This window comes from Mesorhizobium sp. P2_F7 (genome assembly GCF_056403695.1).
Genome location: NZ_JBFUFA010000004.1, coordinates 308,345 through 324,976 on the forward strand (window position 1 = coordinate 308,345; position 16,632 = coordinate 324,976).

At 62.3% G+C, this 16,632-nt stretch carries 16 protein-coding genes and 1 pseudogene; 7 read left to right on the forward strand and 10 right to left on the reverse strand.

Annotated features, from left to right (window positions below):
* Positions 1–163: 163 nt before the first annotated feature.
* Both parC and AC1DZ8_RS15525 read left to right on the forward strand, forming a co-directional pair.
* On the forward strand, positions 164–2,416 hold the full coding sequence (parC, locus tag AC1DZ8_RS15520; RefSeq protein ID WP_477307579.1) for a DNA topoisomerase IV subunit A: 2,253 nt from the start codon (positions 164–166) through the stop codon (positions 2,414–2,416).
* A gap of 236 nt (positions 2,417–2,652) precedes the next feature.
* Positions 2,653–3,867, forward strand: a complete 1,215-nt coding sequence (locus AC1DZ8_RS15525) for an AI-2E family transporter (protein ID WP_477307577.1) — start codon at positions 2,653–2,655, stop codon at positions 3,865–3,867.
* A gap of 482 nt (positions 3,868–4,349) precedes the next feature.
* Here the strand turns inward: AC1DZ8_RS15525 and AC1DZ8_RS15530 are convergent, their stop codons facing one another.
* The 5 genes from AC1DZ8_RS15530 to AC1DZ8_RS15550 all read right to left on the reverse strand — a co-directional run bounded on the left by AC1DZ8_RS15530 (position 4,350) and on the right by AC1DZ8_RS15550 (position 8,563).
* Positions 4,350–5,177: a glycosyltransferase gene (locus AC1DZ8_RS15530; protein ID WP_477307575.1), complete on the reverse strand. Its 828-nt coding sequence runs from the start codon at positions 5,175–5,177 to the stop codon at positions 4,350–4,352.
* Between the two features lie 189 nt (positions 5,178–5,366).
* The gene (locus tag AC1DZ8_RS15535; RefSeq protein WP_477307573.1) at positions 5,367–6,263 is read right to left on the reverse strand and encodes a DMT family transporter; all 897 of its coding nucleotides are present in this window, start codon (positions 6,261–6,263) and stop codon (positions 5,367–5,369) included.
* A 124-nt stretch (positions 6,264–6,387) separates the two neighbouring features.
* Positions 6,388–7,152, reverse strand: a complete 765-nt coding sequence (locus AC1DZ8_RS15540) for an arginyltransferase (protein WP_192253163.1) — start codon at positions 7,150–7,152, stop codon at positions 6,388–6,390.
* Between the two features lie 139 nt (positions 7,153–7,291).
* On the reverse strand, positions 7,292–7,762 hold the full coding sequence (locus tag AC1DZ8_RS15545; RefSeq protein ID WP_477307571.1) for an RDD family protein: 471 nt from the start codon (positions 7,760–7,762) through the stop codon (positions 7,292–7,294).
* 108 nt (positions 7,763–7,870) lie between these two features.
* The gene (locus tag AC1DZ8_RS15550) at positions 7,871–8,563 is read right to left on the reverse strand and encodes a methyltransferase family protein (protein WP_477307569.1); all 693 of its coding nucleotides are present in this window, start codon (positions 8,561–8,563) and stop codon (positions 7,871–7,873) included.
* 202 nt (positions 8,564–8,765) lie between these two features.
* On the opposite strand from AC1DZ8_RS15550, the gene sthA reads away from it, so the two are divergent.
* Complete coding sequence (sthA, locus tag AC1DZ8_RS15555; protein ID WP_477307568.1) at positions 8,766–10,154, forward strand: Si-specific NAD(P)(+) transhydrogenase; 1,389 nt, start codon at positions 8,766–8,768, stop codon at positions 10,152–10,154.
* 13 nt (positions 10,155–10,167) lie between these two features.
* Here sthA and AC1DZ8_RS15560 read toward each other — a convergent pair.
* Positions 10,168–10,349 (reverse strand): annotated as a pseudogene (locus AC1DZ8_RS15560) (hypothetical protein); the annotation flags it as partial.
* Between the two features lie 119 nt (positions 10,350–10,468).
* Between AC1DZ8_RS15560 and AC1DZ8_RS15565 the strand changes: the two are divergent.
* Positions 10,469–11,110, forward strand: a complete 642-nt coding sequence (locus tag AC1DZ8_RS15565) for a DUF47 domain-containing protein (RefSeq protein ID WP_112397070.1) — start codon at positions 10,469–10,471, stop codon at positions 11,108–11,110.
* A 3-nt stretch (positions 11,111–11,113) separates the two neighbouring features.
* Positions 11,114–12,118 carry an inorganic phosphate transporter gene (locus tag AC1DZ8_RS15570; RefSeq protein WP_477307565.1) on the forward strand — a complete coding sequence of 335 codons (1,005 nt, stop codon included), beginning with the start codon at positions 11,114–11,116 and terminating at the stop codon, positions 12,116–12,118.
* A 61-nt stretch (positions 12,119–12,179) separates the two neighbouring features.
* Here the strand turns inward: AC1DZ8_RS15570 and AC1DZ8_RS15575 are convergent, their stop codons facing one another.
* Positions 12,180–12,365 carry a hypothetical protein gene (locus tag AC1DZ8_RS15575; protein WP_477307563.1) on the reverse strand — a complete coding sequence of 62 codons (186 nt, stop codon included), beginning with the start codon at positions 12,363–12,365 and terminating at the stop codon, positions 12,180–12,182.
* 191 nt (positions 12,366–12,556) lie between these two features.
* The gene (locus AC1DZ8_RS15580) at positions 12,557–13,213 is read right to left on the reverse strand and encodes an alpha/beta hydrolase (protein WP_477307561.1); all 657 of its coding nucleotides are present in this window, start codon (positions 13,211–13,213) and stop codon (positions 12,557–12,559) included.
* A 218-nt stretch (positions 13,214–13,431) separates the two neighbouring features.
* Between AC1DZ8_RS15580 and AC1DZ8_RS15585 the strand changes: the two genes are divergently transcribed.
* Positions 13,432–14,619, forward strand: a complete 1,188-nt coding sequence (locus tag AC1DZ8_RS15585) for an OpgC family protein (protein WP_477401156.1) — start codon at positions 13,432–13,434, stop codon at positions 14,617–14,619.
* Positions 14,620–14,635: 16 nt separating this feature from the next.
* Here AC1DZ8_RS15585 and AC1DZ8_RS15590 read toward each other — a convergent pair whose 3' ends face one another.
* Positions 14,636–15,715 carry a LacI family DNA-binding transcriptional regulator gene (locus AC1DZ8_RS15590; protein WP_477307557.1) on the reverse strand — a complete coding sequence of 360 codons (1,080 nt, stop codon included), beginning with the start codon at positions 15,713–15,715 and terminating at the stop codon, positions 14,636–14,638.
* 146 nt (positions 15,716–15,861) lie between these two features.
* Between AC1DZ8_RS15590 and AC1DZ8_RS15595 the strand changes: the two genes are divergently transcribed.
* The gene (locus AC1DZ8_RS15595) at positions 15,862–16,209 is read left to right on the forward strand and encodes a hypothetical protein (RefSeq protein WP_477307555.1); all 348 of its coding nucleotides are present in this window, start codon (positions 15,862–15,864) and stop codon (positions 16,207–16,209) included.
* Positions 16,210–16,260: 51 nt separating this feature from the next.
* Here AC1DZ8_RS15595 and AC1DZ8_RS15600 read toward each other — a convergent pair whose 3' ends face one another.
* Positions 16,261–16,632, reverse strand: a complete 372-nt coding sequence (locus AC1DZ8_RS15600; protein WP_477307553.1) for a DUF423 domain-containing protein — start codon at positions 16,630–16,632, stop codon at positions 16,261–16,263.

Consider the following 16,632-nt stretch of genomic DNA (forward strand, 5'->3'; position numbering starts at 1 on the left):
AACAGCACTGCTACCGGTGCTGTTGCACAGGGACGGCACGTTGGACATGAAATCCATCACACCGTGCGATGGACTGATCACCTTTTACAGCCAGGACCGCGCAAATTGCGGATACTGACACCGGCGCCTTGCCGCGAATCACCCGCTCGGCTAGTCCAGCCGCATGGGAAAAAGGCTTTTGCCGCCTGAAGATGGCGGCGGTGACCACATCGAACCGGTCGATCTGAAGAAGGCGCTGGAAGAGCGCTATCTCGCCTATGCGCTGTCGACCATCATGCACCGGGCTCTGCCGGATGTGCGCGACGGGCTGAAGCCCGTGCATCGCCGCATCATGCATGCCATGCGGCTGCTCAGGCTCAACCCCGACCAGGGCTTTGCCAAATGCGCCCGCATCGTCGGCGACGTGATGGGCAAGTTCCATCCGCACGGCGACCAGTCGATCTACGACGCGCTGGTGCGCCTGGCGCAGGATTTCTCCATGCGCTATCCGCTGGTCGACGGGCAGGGCAATTTCGGCAATATCGACGGCGATAACGCTGCCGCCATGCGCTATACCGAGGCGCGCATGACCGAGGTGGCGAGCGATTTGCTTGCCGGCATCACCGAGAATGCCGTCGATTTCCGACCGACCTACAATGAGGAGGACGAGGAGCCTGTGGTGCTCCCCGGCGCCTTCCCGAATCTGCTCGCCAACGGCTCTTCAGGCATTGCGGTCGGCATGGCGACGTCCATCCCGCCGCACAACGCCGCCGAGCTTTGCAACGCAGCGCTGCATCTGATCGAGCAACCGGACGCACCGGTGGCCAAGTTGATGGAGTTCGTCCAGGGACCGGATTTCCCCACCGGCGGCATCATCGTCGACAGCCGCGCTTCCATCCTGGAGGCCTATGAGACCGGCCGCGGCGGTTTTCGCGTGCGCGCCAAATGGCGCCAGGAGGATCAGGGCAGGGGCACCTGGAGCATCGTCGTCACTGAAATTCCTTACGGCATCCAGAAGGCCAGGCTGATCGAAAAGATCGCCGAGCTTTTGATCGCGCGCAAATTGCCGCTGCTCGAGGATATCAGGGACGAAAGCGCCGAGGACGTCCGCATCGTGCTGGTGCCGAAGAGCCGTACCGTCGATCCCGGCATTCTGATGGAATCGCTGTTCAAGCTGACCGAGCTCGAAAGCCGGTTTCCCCTCAACATGAACGTGCTGTCTCGTGGCAAGGTGCCCAACGTCCTTTCGCTGAAGGGCGTGCTGAAGGAGTGGCTCGACCATCGGCGCGATGTGCTGATCCGTCGCTCGAAGCATCGGCTTGGCGAGATCGAGAAGCGGCTGGAAATCCTTGCCGGTTACCTGATCGCCTATCTCAACATCGACGAGGTCATCAGGATCATCCGTGAGGAGGATGAGCCCAAGCAGGTGATGATGGCCCGCTGGTCGCTCACCGACACCCAGGCCGAAGCCATCCTCAACATGCGGCTGCGCGCCTTGCGCAAGCTGGAAGAGTTCGAGATCCGCAAGGAATTCGACGGTCTCACCACCGAAAAGAAGCAGATCGAGGCATTGCTCGCATCCGACGCCAAGCAATGGTCGACGATCAAATGGGAAGTCACCCAGGTTCGCGACAAGTTTGGCCCGGACACTGAGCTCGGCAAGCGCCGCACCCAGTTCGCCGACGCGCCGGAACATGATCTGACCGACATTGCGCACGCCATGATCGAGCGCGAGCCGGTCACCGTGGTGGTCTCGGAGAAGGGGTGGCTCAGGGCCATGAAAGGCCATCTGGCCGACCATTCCACGCTCACCTTCAAGGAAGGCGACAGCCTCAAGCTTGCCTTCCATGCCCAGACCACCGACAAGATCCTGGTCTTCACCACCGGCGGCAAGTTCTACACCATCGGCGCCGACCGGCTGCCGGGCGGCCGTGGCCATGGCGAGCCGATCCGCATCATTGTCGACATGGACAACGACCAGGACATCGTCACCGCTTTCGTCCACGACCCGAAGCGCAAGCTGCTGCTTGTCTCCTACGATGCCAACGGCTTCATCGTGCCGGAGGAAGAGGTCGTCGCCAACACCCGCAAGGGCAAGCAGGTGATGAACGTCAAGGCGCCCGACGAGGCCAAGGCCTGCGTCCCGGTTTCCGGCGATCACCTCGCCATCGTCGGCGAGAACCGCAAGATGCTGGTGTTTGCGCTCTCCGAAATCCCCGAAATGGGCCGCGGCAAGGGCGTTCGCCTGCAGAAATACAAGGATGGCGGTCTGCTCGACCTGAAACCCTTCACGCTGGCGAGTGGCCTGTCATGGCAGGATTCGGCCGAACGCACATTTACACGCTCGCGCGAGGAGCTGGCGGAGTGGATCGGCGCCAGAGCATCGGCGGGCCGGATGGTGCCGAAGGGATTTCCGCGGACGGGGAAGTTTGGGTAGCTGATCTCCCCCCTTGAGGGGGAGATGTCGCCGAAGGCGACAGAGGGGGTCGGTACGTCCAGACGCGACACCCCTTTGCCGGCCGAGGAGGCTGGCGCTCCACGCGCGGCGACCCCCTCTGGCCTGCCGGCCATCTCCCCCTCGAGGGGGGAGATTAGCTACCATTTGGACTATCGTCACGATTGCGGCACTATAACAGTGCATAAACGCTTGATTGGCCGGGGAGAGATGGGCGTTTGAAGGAAGCCAAGATCCAGAAGCCGGAGCGTCAGCAGCGCCTGTTCGGCCTGTCGACGCCGTTGAGGGCCGCCGTCATCCCGCCGCTGTCGGCGGCGCGCTGGCTGTTGGTGCTGATCGTCGCCGCAGGCGTCTATTTCTTCCACGGCTTCCTGTTTCCGGTGCTGGCAGCGCTCGTCATTGCCTTCGCCAGCTGGCCGCTCTACCGCCGGCTGCTTGCCGGCGTCGGCGGCAACCGCACGATTGCCGCGACCCTTGCCATCCTGTTCATCCTGACCTTCCTGGTGGTGCCGATCGCGCTTGCCGGCACCTATGCCATCAACGAAGTCCGTGAATGGGTCGGCTGGGCGATCGAGACCAACCGGCACGGCGCGGTCACCCCGCACTGGATCGCCACGCTGCCGGTGATCGGCGAGTGGCTGAACGAACAGTGGGTAGACAATTTCGGCCACCCAGGCGGCATCGGCGAACTCATCCAGCTGGTCAGCGGCGCCAATATAGGCAGCATCTATCGCGGCGTGCTGGCGGCCGGCGGCAGCGCCTTCGGCCTGTTGCTGACGCTGCTGTTCATGATGATCGCCCTGTTCTTTGCCTATCGCGACGGCGAGCACTTTGCCGGCCAGATCGACCGGCTCGGCGAACGCATCCTGCCTACGCGCTGGGAGCGGATTTCGCGCGTCGTGCCGGCAACCATCTCGTCCACCGTCACCGGCATGACCGTGATCGCCATCGGCGAGGGGCTGGTGCTCGGCGTCGCCTACTGGCTGGCCGGCGTGCCGTCGCCGGTGACGCTGGGCGCGCTCACCGGCGTGATGGCGCTGATCCCCGGCGGCGCGCCGCTGTCCTTTACGCTGGTGTCGATCTACCTCGCCGCAAGCGGCTCGCCGATGGCGGGACTGGCGCTGTTCATCTGGGGTGCGGTGGAACTCTTCATCGTCGACAAGACCTTGCGCCCGAAACTGGTTGGCGGGCCGATCAAATTGCCTTTCCTGCCGACCTTTTTCGGCCTGATCGGCGGCGTCAAGACCATGGGCTTTCTCGGCCTGTTCATCGGCCCTGTGCTGATGGCGCTCTTGGTCGCGATCTGGCGCGAATGGCTGCGCGAGGTGGAACTGGCCGAGGAAATTCAGCCCGGTTCGCCGGTCGAAATCGAAGCCGACCCACAGGTCGAGGTTCTGCCTGCACCCGGCGTAGCGAAGAAAGCCAGCGCCTGATCCGCAGTCCCGGTCGCGTTAAGGTTCCTTGAGGTCAGATCACTCCCAGCCAAGAAAGTACCAGCCGAGCGTCCACGCTGCTGAGGCACATAGTGTGACCGAAATCGGCAGTACGACGAAAACGATCCAAAAGAATCCGTCCAGCGTGGTTCGCATTTGAAAGCGTGTGTACTGCAATATTAGCGCTGCTATCGCGCCGACCGAGGCAGCGGCCGAAGTCAGCCCCAGGACGACAAACCACGCTACGGAAAGTCCGTCCATGGGGCGGGAGAAGATCGCTGGGCCAGTAAAGCAAAGCGCTAGACCAACAACTACGAAAATTATCGCCGCGATGCGCTTCATTGAATGCAGGCCCAATTAAATTTGGACCTATCTTGAAGGATACCTGTTACTTGCGGACTAACGCGACGATAGGATTACGCAGATCGAGATTGTCGCAGAAACCGATCCGGGGAAATAGCAGGCTCGCGCCTGACGTAGACTCAGTTGAGCGTCTCGCCATCCAGCACACGCTTGTAAAGCTCGATATAGCCGAGCGTGGCCTTTCTCATGGGGAAGCGCGTTGCCGCAGACTCGCGGCATTGCTCAGGCGTAAGGGACGCAACGGCATCCAGAGCCTTGCCGAATTCTTCGTCGGTCTCGAACAGCCGGCCGCTATCGGCGTCAACCGTCTCCGGTAGAGCGCCCCTCGGAGTGCTGAGGACCGGCGTGCCGCAAAGCATGGCCTCGACAGGTGCGTTGCCGAACGGCTCTTCCCAGGCGATGGGATTGAGGAAGGCTCTCGCTTCGCCCAGCAGGCGCAGCTTTACCTCGCCATCGACGATACCGTGAAAGCGATAACGACTGCCGAGGGTTTTGAAGAACACGCCATCGCGGCGTGTTTGGCTGCGTCCGAGCAGCTTCCATCGTGCCCCGCCGGCGATGTCGAGTTGGAAATCGAATTTCCTGGCAAGATCGACCGCCCGGTTGAGCCCCTTGCTGGAGCGTGCAATGCCGGCGAGGAAAAGCACGTTGCGGCCCTTTGACGGTGACAGCCGGTATTCGTCCACCGGGAAGCCGTTGTAGACGAAGGTTTTGTAGCCGTAGAAGCGGGCATGATTGGCGCTGATGAAACTCCAGTTGGGCATAGCGGGCAAGCCCGGCAGGATCTCGCGCATGGTGTTCACGGTCGGAATACCGAGATCGAACGGCCAGCTATGCGTATGGAGGATCTGGGTGTCGGCGGGGATGGCTTTTCTGACCTCGTCTTCGGTCGATGCGTGCCGGACCTCGCAAAGTGGATGGCTTGAACCCGGCGCCGCGATGACCACGACGCGGTGGCCCAGCTTGGCAAGGTCGGTCGCCAGCCAGTTGACCTGACGCTGGATACCGCCATAGCCGACGCAGGGAATGGCTCCCTTCAAGACAAGCGTGATATGCATTCCGCCCCCGGATTGCCCATTAGAAAAAACTAAATAGGGGCAATGATGGGGATCGGCAACCGCGACGTTCGAATAAGTCTAGGCCGGGTAGGCAACCGCGAGCGCCGCGCGGCGCTTGCGTCCCTCATGCAATTGCCACAGCGAATGCGCGACCAGCGTGACGATCAAGATCGCGCCGCCAATCAGGCTGTTGCGTGACGGCGTCTCGGCAAAGATCATCCAGATCCAGACCGGCGCCAGCACCGTTTCCAGCAGATAGAACATCGCCACTTCGGGGCCCGAAATGTATTTTGGTCCGTTGGCCAGGCAGAAGAACGAGATCGGCATGATGACGGCGCCGTTGAAGATGATCCACCAGGGCGCTTCGACCTGAAAGCCGGTCCTGGAGACCATGAACACCGCCAGCACCAAGGGCAAGATGACGCCGATCAGCGCGGTAAAACCCATATCCTTGCCGCTGGCGCGCGAGATGGTGATGGCGCAGGCGACGCAGAGCGACGAGCACAAGGCCATGATGTCACCGAACAGATAGCCATTGCCGATGGAGTCGCCGACGATGATGGCGATCCCGATGATCATCAATGCCAGCGCCGCCAGCGACAGCGGCTGTGGCCTTTCCCTAAGGAACACCCAGGACAGTAACGCCGAGAACATGGTGGTGAAGGCAAGGATGAAGACGAGGTCGGCGGTCGAGGTGTTGTAGACGGCGGTGATGAAAGCGATCGAGCCGAGGCCGTAGAGCGTTGCCACCGCCAGCCCCAGCCGTCCCGGAACGAGCTGTGGCGCCTTGTTGCTCAACGAGCGCCACACCGCCCAGATGAGAAGCCCGGCAATGAGGGTGCACCCGGCGCGCAACAGCAGGATCGTCCATGGCTCGCCATGAGCGAGCCGGATCAGCGGAATATCGACGGTCAGCGTCATACCGCCAAGCGCGGTGAGCAGAAGTCCTTTGGTGTGAGCATCGTGGGATGACATGAAGCGACTTTCGCAATGAATTCGATGGCCGGCCCGGCGCGATCGCACACTCTCCGCCAACAGGCGGAAAGACCAGCATCATCTCAGTTGAAAATGTTTAGGCCCAGACTTGGGGAAAGAGCAGTTAGCGCGTGACCGCTTCGTGGTCGTAGCGTTCCCAGCCCTTCGGGCCGAGATGCTCCTGCGGCATGAAACGCATCTTATAGTTCATCTTGCGCGAGCCGTTGACCCAATAGCCGAGATAGACATGGGGCAGGCCCATGGCCCTGGCGCGGGCGATATGGTCGAGGATCATGAAGGTGCCGAGCGAGCGGTCCTCGAACTCGGGATTGAAGTAGGAATAGACCATCGACAGGCCGTCGGCCATCTTGTCGGTCAGCGCCACGGCGATCAACTCGCCCTGGCCCTTGCCAGTGATGAAAGTGTCGGGACCGCGGCGCCGGTATTCGATGACCTTGGTGTCGACATGGGTGTCCTCGACCATCATGGCGTAGTCGAGCACCGTCATGTCGGACATGCCGCCGCGGCGGTGGCGGGCGTCGAGATAGCCGCGGAACAGCGAGTACTGCTCGGTTGACGGCTGCGCGTCATGCATGGCGCCGATGAGATCGGAATTGCGCTGGATCACCCGCTTCATGTTGCGGCTGGCGGTGAATTCCTGCGCCAGGATGCGCACGGAGACGCAGGCGCGGCAGGTCTCGCAGGCCGGCCGGTAGGCGATGTTCTGCGAGCGCCGGAAGCCGCCTTGCGTCAGCAGGTCGTTCATCTCCGGCGCCTTGTCGCCGACAAGATGCGTAAACACCTTGCGTTCGAACTGGCCCTCAAGATATGGGCACGGCGACGGCGCGGTCAGAAAGAACTGCGGCGACTGGGTCGGATGCTGCGTCATCGAACCTTGGGAACACTCCTGCGAATCGCTCTACCTTTGGCTCGGCTGGCGAAAAATTCAACAGGATTGTGAAGGCGCAGGTGAACGGACGCCTTCACATTTGCGCACAAATGCTTTTTGGGACCATTTGAGCGCCGGTTCAACGGTCGCTGCGGCTGACAACCGTGCCAAGCAGCAGGTCGTGCAGCGTGCGCTTGCGATCGGAAAACAGCGTCACCAGGAGAACGAGCGGCGTCAGGATGACGGTGCTCGCCCAGAACAGCACCGAATGGACGACGGCGGTGAGCCCGTCGATACGGCTGCCGTCGAGGCGATCGAGCCGAATGCCCATCATCTTCATGCCCGACGTGGCCTGGTTGCGACCGCCCAGCGTGTTCCAGATGTAGAGAATGGCGACCGCCGGTACGAGGATGGAGTATAGCGCCCAGCCGAGACCGAATGTCAAAAGCCCGAGCACGGCCACCAGGATCGCGAACGGAATGGTGAGCAGCGCCACGATGCAATAGTCGATGATGAAGGCGAGGCTGCGCCGCGTGCGCACACCGTCATAGGCCCTGACGTCGTCAAGCCTGCTGGTGATGATTTCGCCGATAAGTACGCGCGCGTTCATATCATGTCCTCGCCATGGCATCCCGATGGGAATGCCCGTCGCCCTTTCAAATGGTGAGGGCGACGGCGAATTCAAGAAACGGACACTTCGGCGTCCGGCGCAACTTCCCTAGAAGATGCCGCGGAAAAGACGGTAGCGGACCCTGTCCATATACTCGCGGTATTCCTCCGTCCTTGCCAGGATAGCTTCCTCCCGCAGGATGCGATGGATCTGGAAGAGCGTGATGATGGCATAGACGGTGAAGTTATAGATCGAGAAGCTCGACAGCAGGAACAGAATGTGTCCGATCAAATAGCCGGCGTAGATTGGATGCCGCACGAACCGGTAGGCGCCGCCGGTTACCACGCCGCGATTGGCGGGCAGGATGGCGAAGGAGCGGCCAAGCGAAATCTTGCCCCAGATGACGATCCAAAGCCCAATGAACTGGATCGGCGCCGCGATATAGAGCGGGATGATTGGAACGCCGGCCTCCATCGAGATGAAACCGGCGCCGAAGCCGGCTGCCAGTGCGATGAAGACGGTGAAGGGGTTCCAGTCGCGCACCAAGGGTCGCCGCGCCGTCAGCAACCAGATGAAAGTCAATGAGTCCGAGATCATCAGCAGCAACACGTTGAGACGCGCTGGATCGACAACCAGATGGCTCACCCCGCGATAGACAAAGAGCGCGGCGACAGCCAGGGCTATGAAACGGAACAGTCCCTCGCGCAGATCGGCGAGGATTTCGCGGTTGCGCGGACTGGACCAGAAACGCGCCTCTGCGCCAGGCAGCGTCTCACTCTTGAAAATGCTCAAATCAGTCACCCCGATGATCCCCTCGAGAGTGACCATTGCACGCAAGCCGTTGCCGTCGGGTTAAGCTTTCTTGAGCACTTGTCACATTACGCCGGAAGATTCGCCGCAGTTGGGCCGAACCGCACGAGTTTGCGGTCTGGGCAGTTGAACATGACACTCTTCCCAGTTTAGCTTGCTGCGGCGCAACAAGACGCCGAGGGGACGGGGTTACATGGATTACGACATGCTGGTCATCGGCAGCGGCCCTTCCGGCCGCCGCGCCGCGGTGCAATCGGCCAAGCTCGGCAAATCGGTGCTGGTGGTCGACAGGGGCCGGCGCCTCGGCGGCGTCTCGGTGCACACCGGCACCATCCCGTCGAAGACGTTGCGCGAGACGGTGCTCAACCTCTCCGGCTGGCGCGAGCGCGGCTTTTACGGCCGCGGCTACCGGGTCAAGCAGGACATTTCCATCGCCGATCTGGTCGATCGCCTGCACAAGACGCTCGACCACGAGGTCGAGGTGCTGCAGCACCAGTTCATGCGCAATGCGGTGAAAAGCGCGCGCGCCACGGCGAAATTCCTCGGCCCCAACAAAATCAGCCTGACGGCGGACAATGGCGACTACTCGGAAGTCGGTTTTGCCAATGCGCTGATTGCGGTCGGCACCCGGCCACACCGGCCGCGCGACGTGCCCTTCGACAAGGTCCGCGTCTTCGACAGCGACGAGATGCTGGAACTCGACCGTTTGCCGCGCACGCTGACGGTGATCGGCGCCGGCGTCATCGGCGTCGAATATGCCACCATCTTTTCTGCCCTCGACGTGCCGGTGACGCTGGTCGAGCCGCGCAACACCATCCTCGATTTCGTCGACCGCGAGATCGTCGACGACTTCATCCACCAGATGCGCGACCGCGGCATGACCATTCGCCTCGGCAGCACGGTCAAGGAAATCGTCTCAAAACCCGACTATGCCGAAGTGACGCTCGCCGACGGCCGCACCATCCGCTCCGAGGTTGTGCTCTATGCCGCCGGCCGCAGCGGCAATCTCGGCAGCCTCGGCCTCGACGTGGTGGGCATCGAGGCCGACTCCAGAGGCCGCATCAAGGTCGATCCGCAGACGTTTCAGACCGCCGTGCCCAACATCTATGCCACCGGCGACGTCATCGGCTTTCCCAGCCTCGCCTCGACCTCAATGGAGCAGGGCAGGGTGGCCGCCTGCCATGCCTTCGGCGTGCAGTTGCCGCCGCCGCCGGAAACCTTTCCCTATGGCATTTACGCGGTGCCGGAAATCTCCACCGTCGGCCAGTCGGAGGAACAGGTGCGCGAGAGCGGCGCTGCCTACGAAGTCGGCGTGGCACGTTTTCGCGAAACCTCGCGCGGCCACATCATGGGCGTCAACACCGGCTTCCTGAAGCTGCTGTTCTCGGTCGAGACACGCCGGCTGCTCGGCGCCCACATCGTCGGCGAGGGCGCCACCGAACTGATCCATATCGGCCAGGCGGTGATCAATCTCGGCGGCACCGTCGACTTCTTCGTCAACAATACCTTCAACTACCCGACGCTGGCCGAGGCCTACAAGATCGCCGGCCTCGATGCCTGGAACCGGATGGGGCAGGGGTAGGCAGGGTTTTTGGCTAGCCTTCCATCTGGGCGAGCAGTGCCAGCATGACATCGGCCGAGGGCATCGGCAGTACGGCCTCGATCTCCGCCGGGCGCACCCCGGCGATCGCATCAGCGCCTGCCGCGACGGTGCCCAGCGGTCCGCGGAAACCGACCAGGCAAGCTCCTGCAGCTTCGGGCTGGTCAGCGCGTCTAGCTGTCCAGCCGCACCTGCGATCGACCGAATCCACATCTTTCAGCCGGCTTACTGTTTTCAGTGGCTCGTTGCGGCGTTATGTGAGTTGATGGGGTGGACGGGCGCGACGGGAGATCGAGATGCTGGGCTGGTTCCGCAAGCTGCTGCCGCGCGAGGATCGCTTCTTCGATCTGTTTGAACGGCATTCCCGTACCGTAGTCGGTGGCGCCGAGGCGCTCGAGCAGCTTCTCCAGGGCAAGGATATCGAGCGCTGGTGCCAGAAAATCATCGATCTCGAGGACGAGGCCGATCATATCACGGCCGAAGTCCTGCTGGCGGTGCGGCGTTCCTTCATCACGCCCTTCGATCGCGGCGACATCAAGGACCTTATTCAGTCGATGGATGATGCCATCGACATGATGCACAAGACCGTCAAGACGGTGAAGCTGTTCGAAAAGAAGGAGTTCGACCCGCTGATGCAGGAAATGGGTGGCGTCATCGTTGCCGCCTCCAGGCTGGTTGCGGAAGCGATCCCGCTGCTCAGCAAAGTCGGCACGCATACGGTGCGCCTCAACGCCATCGCGGAAGAAGTCATGCGCGTCGAAAGCCGCGCCGACGATCTGCATGAGCAAGGATTGAAGGACCTGTTCAAGCGGCATGGCCGCAGCGATCCGATGGCCTACCTGATCGGCAGCGAGATTTATGGCCAACTGGAGAAAGTGGTCGACCGCTTCGAGGACGTCGCCAACGAGATCAGCGGCATCGTCATCGAGAACGTTTAGGCAATGGAAGCCACCATCGCCTTTCCCGTGCTGGCCGGCCTTGTCGCCGTCGCGCTGTTTTTCGATTTTCTCAACGGCCTGCACGATGCGGCGAACTCCATCGCCACCATCGTGTCCACCCGCGTGCTGAGGCCGCAATATGCGGTGTTATGGGCGGCCTTCTTCAATTTCATCGCCTTCATGTTCTTCGGCCTCCATGTCGCCGAGACCGTGGGAAAAGGCATAGTTGATGTCACCATTGTCACGCCGGCGGTGATCTTTTCGGCGCTTGTCGGCGCCATTGTCTGGAACATCGTCACCTGGATTGCCGGTATCCCCTCGAGCAGTTCGCATGCGCTGATCGGCGGGTTGGTCGGCGCAGGCATTGCCAAGGCCGGCGTCGGTGCCATCGTCTGGACGGGGCTTGGCAAGACGGTCGCCGCAATCGTCGTGTCGCCGGCAACCGGCTTTGTTCTGGCGCTGGTCCTGATCCTGGCCGTTTCCTGGCTGTTCGTGCGCCAGACGCCGTTCGCCGTCGACAGCACCTTCCGAGTCCTGCAGTTCTTCTCCGCCTCGCTCTATTCGCTCGGCCACGGCGGCAATGACGCGCAGAAGACCATGGGCATCATCGCGGTGTTGCTTTACTCGCAAGGCATGCTCGGCGAAAAATTCTACGTGCCGCTTTGGGTCGTCCTCACCTGCCAGTCGGCGCTGGCGCTGGGCACCTTGTTTGGCGGGTGGCGCATCGTTCACACAATGGGCTCGAAAATCACAAGGCTGAACCCGATGCAGGGCTTCTGCGCTGAGACCGGCGGCGCCATCACCCTGTTCGCGGCTACCTGGCTTGGCATTCCCGTGTCGACCACCCACACGATCACCGGCGCCATCATCGGCGTCGGCGCTGCCCGCCGCGTCTCGGCCGTGCGCTGGGGCATTGCCGGTAACATCGTCGTCGCCTGGGTTGTCACCTTGCCGGCCACGGCGGCAATTTCGGCGCTCACCTATTTTGTCACGCGCCTGGGCGGCTGACGCGGAGCCCTGAAGTGTCGTTTGATTTTCTGGCCAAAAACCCTGTCGCCCAAGCCGGCCCTTATCGGGCTTTTGCCGGATTTCTGCTAGGCAACAGTTTCACGACGCTGGCCTCTTGGAGGGTTTTGAGCGCTTCCTCTTTGGTGAGGCCGAACTTGCGGGCAAAGTAGGCGGCTTCGATCGCCATTTCGCGATCTGCCTGCGGTTCGGCTTTCTGCTTTGCCTTCTTGCCCACGACACGAATCATAGCACATTCCGCTAGATAGCTCCAAAGAAGCTCGTCCACCGCGCTTTTTGCACGGGCAGCGGCGAGTGGGGTACTCGACTTACTTTGCCTGGATTGCGGCGCGGTCGCGAACGTCGGTGGCTCTCTCAATCCTGGCCACTCTCGGATGGGATGGCCGCGCTTGCCGGCACGTTGCAGTGAGCTATGATTTGCTATCCGGCAATCGGTTCCGCCATCCACTGCCTCGCGATCACGGCATCAGGGTCGCCGATTTCATGGCCGGACGCCACGATCCGGGCATCGACCTCGGCGCCGCTTTTGGCGAGCAGCGTTACCAGCGCGGGCGCAAACGGTTCGTAGGTCTCGTCGGCGGCGCCGGCGATGATCAGCACGCGCGTTCCGCTGAGGTCGGCTGACGGCGCATCGTCAAGCACGGGCATCGCTCTCAGCAGCGCCGCTTTTCGCACGAGGCCCGGGTTGAGCAGCATCAGGCTCGAGACCAGATTTGCCCCGTTGGAATAGCCGAGGAATGTAGCCCGCGTGAGATCGAGCCGATGATGCTTCGCGGCTTCGCTGGCGAATGCGGCAAAGGCTGACGTCTCGGCACGGATGCTTGCCTGCTCGAAGCGGGTCGGGGTGATCCGCTCGAACCAGCGAAAGCCGTCCTCCTGGGGAATGCGGCCGCGCACCGCGACCAGTGTGGCGTCGGGTGCGATCTGCGTCGCAATCGGCAGCATCGTCGTTTCGTCAACACCCGATCCGTGCAGCAAAAACAGGCATTCGCCGCTGGCATTTTCCGGGTTCAGGAGGCGGTAAGGGAAGGCCAGATCCTGGTGCAGAACACCATGCTTTTCGGTATATTCGGGCACGCTCATATCTCTTTGATTTCGTAGATATATTGGTCATTTGCCGGCTTCAAAACGGAATATTTTCATGCTCCGCGAAATGTGATTGAACCAGGCCCATTTCAGACCGTTTCTGCGCCGATATGCTTCCTGCGGGAGGAATCGAAGCGGTGTGCGCCGATGGTCGCATCCCGGCATGAACAACACGAGCATCCTTGCTCTCGCTTTGAGGCCTTTTGTCGATGACTACGCAACTCCCGCCGGATCGCGCCGAACGCGATACCCGTATCGATGTGTTCCGCGCGCTCGCTCTCCTGACCATCTATATCGACCACGTGCCGGGCACCGTCTTCGAGACGCTGACCTACAAGAATTTCGGATTCTCGGACGCGGCGGAAGCGTTCGTGCTGATCTCGGGCATGTCCGTGGCGCTCGCCTATGGCAACAAGTTCCAGACCGGTGGCCGGCTGTTGGCGACGTTGAAGATGTGGCGCCGCGCCGGCGTCCTCTACACCGCCCACATCGTCACCACCATGGCGGTGATGGCGATGTTTTGCGCAGCCGCGGTCTTCGCCCACCGGCCTGAGCTGCTGAAGCTGATCAACATCGAACCGCTGATGAAGAACACGCCAGAGGTGATGGTCGGCATCGTCACGCTCGGCCACCAGCTCGGCTACAACAACATCCTGCCGGTCTATGCGGCGCTGCTGTTGATGGCGCCGCTCTTCCTGCTCTTCGTCAGCTACCGGCCGCTGCCGGCACTGGTCTTTTCCGGTGCCCTGTGGTTCGTCGCCGGCATCTGGCAGATCGCGCCGCCGAACTATCCGGAGCCCGGCTTCTGGTTCCTCAACCCGCTGTCCTGGCAGTTCCTGTTCAACATCGGCCTGGCCGGAATGCTGCATGTCCGGCGCGGCGGCACGATTCCCGTCAATCGCTGGCTGGTGGGCGCCGCGGCGGCCTATGTCGCGGCAGCGCTGGTCTGGGTGCACAGCCCGCTCTGGGGCCAGATCACCTGGTTCGATCTGCCTGTGGTGATCGGCGGCTTCGACAAGACCTTCCTGTCGCTGCCGCGCCTGCTGCACGTTCTGGCGGTGAGCTATCTGATCGTCGCCTTGCCGGCCGTGTCGAACCTGTTCCGTCTCAGCCCGGACCATCCGCTCTCGTTGCTCGGCAAGCGGTCGCTGCCGGTCTTCCTTGCCGGCACGGTGATCGCCATGGTGGCGCAGGTGATGAGGCTGATCAATCCTGGCGGCTTTGCCTATGACGCCTTGCTGATATCGGCCGGCATCGCCATGCAGTTCGCGCTCGCCTTCTATCTCGAATGGCTGTCTGGGGTCGGTTGGTCGGGCAAGAAACAGGTCCGCACCGAAGCGCCGGCCGCTCGCCAGCCTTTCGGCATGTCGCCCGTGGTGGCAAGGCTGAGGCGGTGATCCCGGCTCGGCTGCTCTAGCTGAGGGACGGACCGGACGACGCCCGCACCACAAGATCGACCGGCAGCAACAACCGTTGGTGCGAGCCGTCATTGTCCAGGATCGCCTTGACGGCAAGGCGGCCCATCTCGACGATCGGTTGCGCGATTGTGGTCAGCGGTGGCTTGGAAACAGCGCCTTCCGGTACGCCGTCGAAGCCGACGATGGAAACGTCGCCCGGCACGGCTATGTCGTGTTCGCGCAGCCAGTCGAGCGCGTGCAGCGCCATCCTGTCCGACATCGCCAGGATCGCCGTCGGCCGCTGTGGCAGCGCGAAAATATGCTCGAGGCCGGCGCGCACGCTCTCTTCGTCGTTCAGGGTCTCGTAGATAGGCACTTGCGAGACGTCGATGCCGAAGCGGGAGAGTTCGCCCAAGTAGCCACGCAGACGGTCGCGCGTGCCGGAATAGAGGGACGACGTCTCGACCTGCTCTTGCGTGACCGGACCAAAGCCGGCGTCGGCAGATTCCAGGGCCAGAACGGCAAAGCGACGATGGCCAAGCTCGGCCAGATGGCGCGCGGCAAGGCTGGCGCCGGCAACGTTGTCGATGCCGATCGCCGCGACCGACTCATTCTCCGAATCGAGGTCGAGCGCCACGAAAGGCAGCTTGCGTTCGCGCGCCAGTTCGACCAGCCGCGAACTGCCCTCGATGCAGAACACGATGAAACCGTCGACCAGCGCGCTCTGGATGTTCCAGGCGAGCTGTTCGTTGTTGGCGGCGGAGACCAGCGAAATCCCGGCGCCAGTCGCGTCGCAGGCTTGCGAGATGCTGGCCATCATGACGCGGGCGAAGGGATCGTCGAAGAAATAGGAGAGGGGCTCGTCGGTCGCCACGCCGATGGCGTTGACCTTGCCGGCGCGCAGCAGTCGGCCCTTGGGATCCGGCCCGGCATAGCCCATGGCTTCGGCCGCCGCCTTGACCCGCTCGCGCACCTCTTCGCGCACGATCTCGGGCCGGGCGAAGACGTTGGACGCGGTGCCGTGCGAGACGCCGGCTGCCTTGGCAATGTCGGCCAGCCTTACCGGCCTTGTTTTCCCAGTGGTCAATGACGCCATCTTCGTCTCCTGAATGGTTTCATCTAACACTTTCGTTGGATCGGTTCAAATTTTCCCTTGATCAAAGGCCGGTGAAGGCCTATATTTGAATCGATCCAAGGATATTTGACCACCTGTCCATTGGATCGGTTCAAGAGGAGGGTGCCATGCATCCCGTGAATTATCTGTTCGAAGATATCTACGGAAATGACTGGGCATCGCCTCGAATGCCGCCACCCGCAAGCGCCGTGGCCGGACTGGCCCGCGGCAGCGCGATCTGCACTTCCTTGTGGAGCGCAAGCGCGGCTGATCGGCAAGGCATTTTCATGCCGGCTGATTGGATCGATTCAAATTTCTTTAAGAGGAGACCGAACATGCATCCCGTGAAGCATCTGTTCGAAGACATTTATCGCAACTACTGGGGCATCTCGCCGGCTGCGGAACGCCCGGAACGGCAGCGGCTGAAGCCTGCAAAGCGCAAGCGGGAACTGCTGCCGGAACGCCAGCAGGACTGAGCCTCGTATGAAGACACCAGGCGGGGCAGGGTTCTTGCCCCGCCTGCCTGTTCAACGCTCACGCACCAGCGCCGAGGCCGCGATCGCCAGCCAGCCTGCAATCAGCAAGCTGCCGCCGATCGGCGCCGACATCGGGAACAGCCGCGACCCGACAAAATCGCGCGCCAGCAGATCGCCGCAGAACAGAACAAGCCCGACCAGCAGCACCAGGCTGCCGATCCGCAGGATCCGGTTTGCGCCGGCGAGGCCGACGGCCAGAAACACCGGCGCATGCATGAGCAGGAAGGATGCGGCGGTGCCGACGAAAGCGCCGCCCAGATGCGCGGCCGCCGCAGACAGTGCCACGCCGGCTGCGCCACACAGGCCGCCGGCGAGGACCAGAATGCGGGCGCTGCCTTCTGCCGGATGGTCGGCGATGCTCAT

Excerpts from the sequence above, each read along its gene's own strand:
- parC (WP_477307579.1), top strand. The coding sequence starts at position 164 with ATGGGAAAAAGGCTTTTGCCGCCTGAAGATGGCGGCGGTGACCACATC.
- AC1DZ8_RS15535 (WP_477307573.1), bottom strand. The coding sequence starts at position 6,263 with ATGTCATCCCACGATGCTCACACCAAAGGACTTCTGCTCACCGCGCTT.
- AC1DZ8_RS15540 (WP_192253163.1), bottom strand. The coding sequence starts at position 7,152 with ATGACGCAGCATCCGACCCAGTCGCCGCAGTTCTTTCTGACCGCGCCG.
- AC1DZ8_RS15545 (WP_477307571.1), bottom strand. The coding sequence starts at position 7,762 with ATGAACGCGCGCGTACTTATCGGCGAAATCATCACCAGCAGGCTTGAC.
- sthA (WP_477307568.1), top strand. The coding sequence starts at position 8,766 with ATGGATTACGACATGCTGGTCATCGGCAGCGGCCCTTCCGGCCGCCGC.
- AC1DZ8_RS15565 (WP_112397070.1), top strand. The coding sequence starts at position 10,469 with ATGCTGGGCTGGTTCCGCAAGCTGCTGCCGCGCGAGGATCGCTTCTTC.
- AC1DZ8_RS15570 (WP_477307565.1), top strand. The coding sequence starts at position 11,114 with ATGGAAGCCACCATCGCCTTTCCCGTGCTGGCCGGCCTTGTCGCCGTC.
- AC1DZ8_RS15575 (WP_477307563.1), bottom strand. The coding sequence starts at position 12,365 with ATGATTCGTGTCGTGGGCAAGAAGGCAAAGCAGAAAGCCGAACCGCAG.
- AC1DZ8_RS15585 (WP_477401156.1), top strand. The coding sequence starts at position 13,432 with ATGACTACGCAACTCCCGCCGGATCGCGCCGAACGCGATACCCGTATC.
- AC1DZ8_RS15590 (WP_477307557.1), bottom strand. The coding sequence starts at position 15,715 with ATGGCGTCATTGACCACTGGGAAAACAAGGCCGGTAAGGCTGGCCGAC.
- AC1DZ8_RS15595 (WP_477307555.1), top strand. The coding sequence starts at position 15,862 with ATGCATCCCGTGAATTATCTGTTCGAAGATATCTACGGAAATGACTGG.
- AC1DZ8_RS15600 (WP_477307553.1), bottom strand. The coding sequence starts at position 16,632 with ATGAGCATCGCCGACCATCCGGCAGAAGGCAGCGCCCGCATTCTGGTC.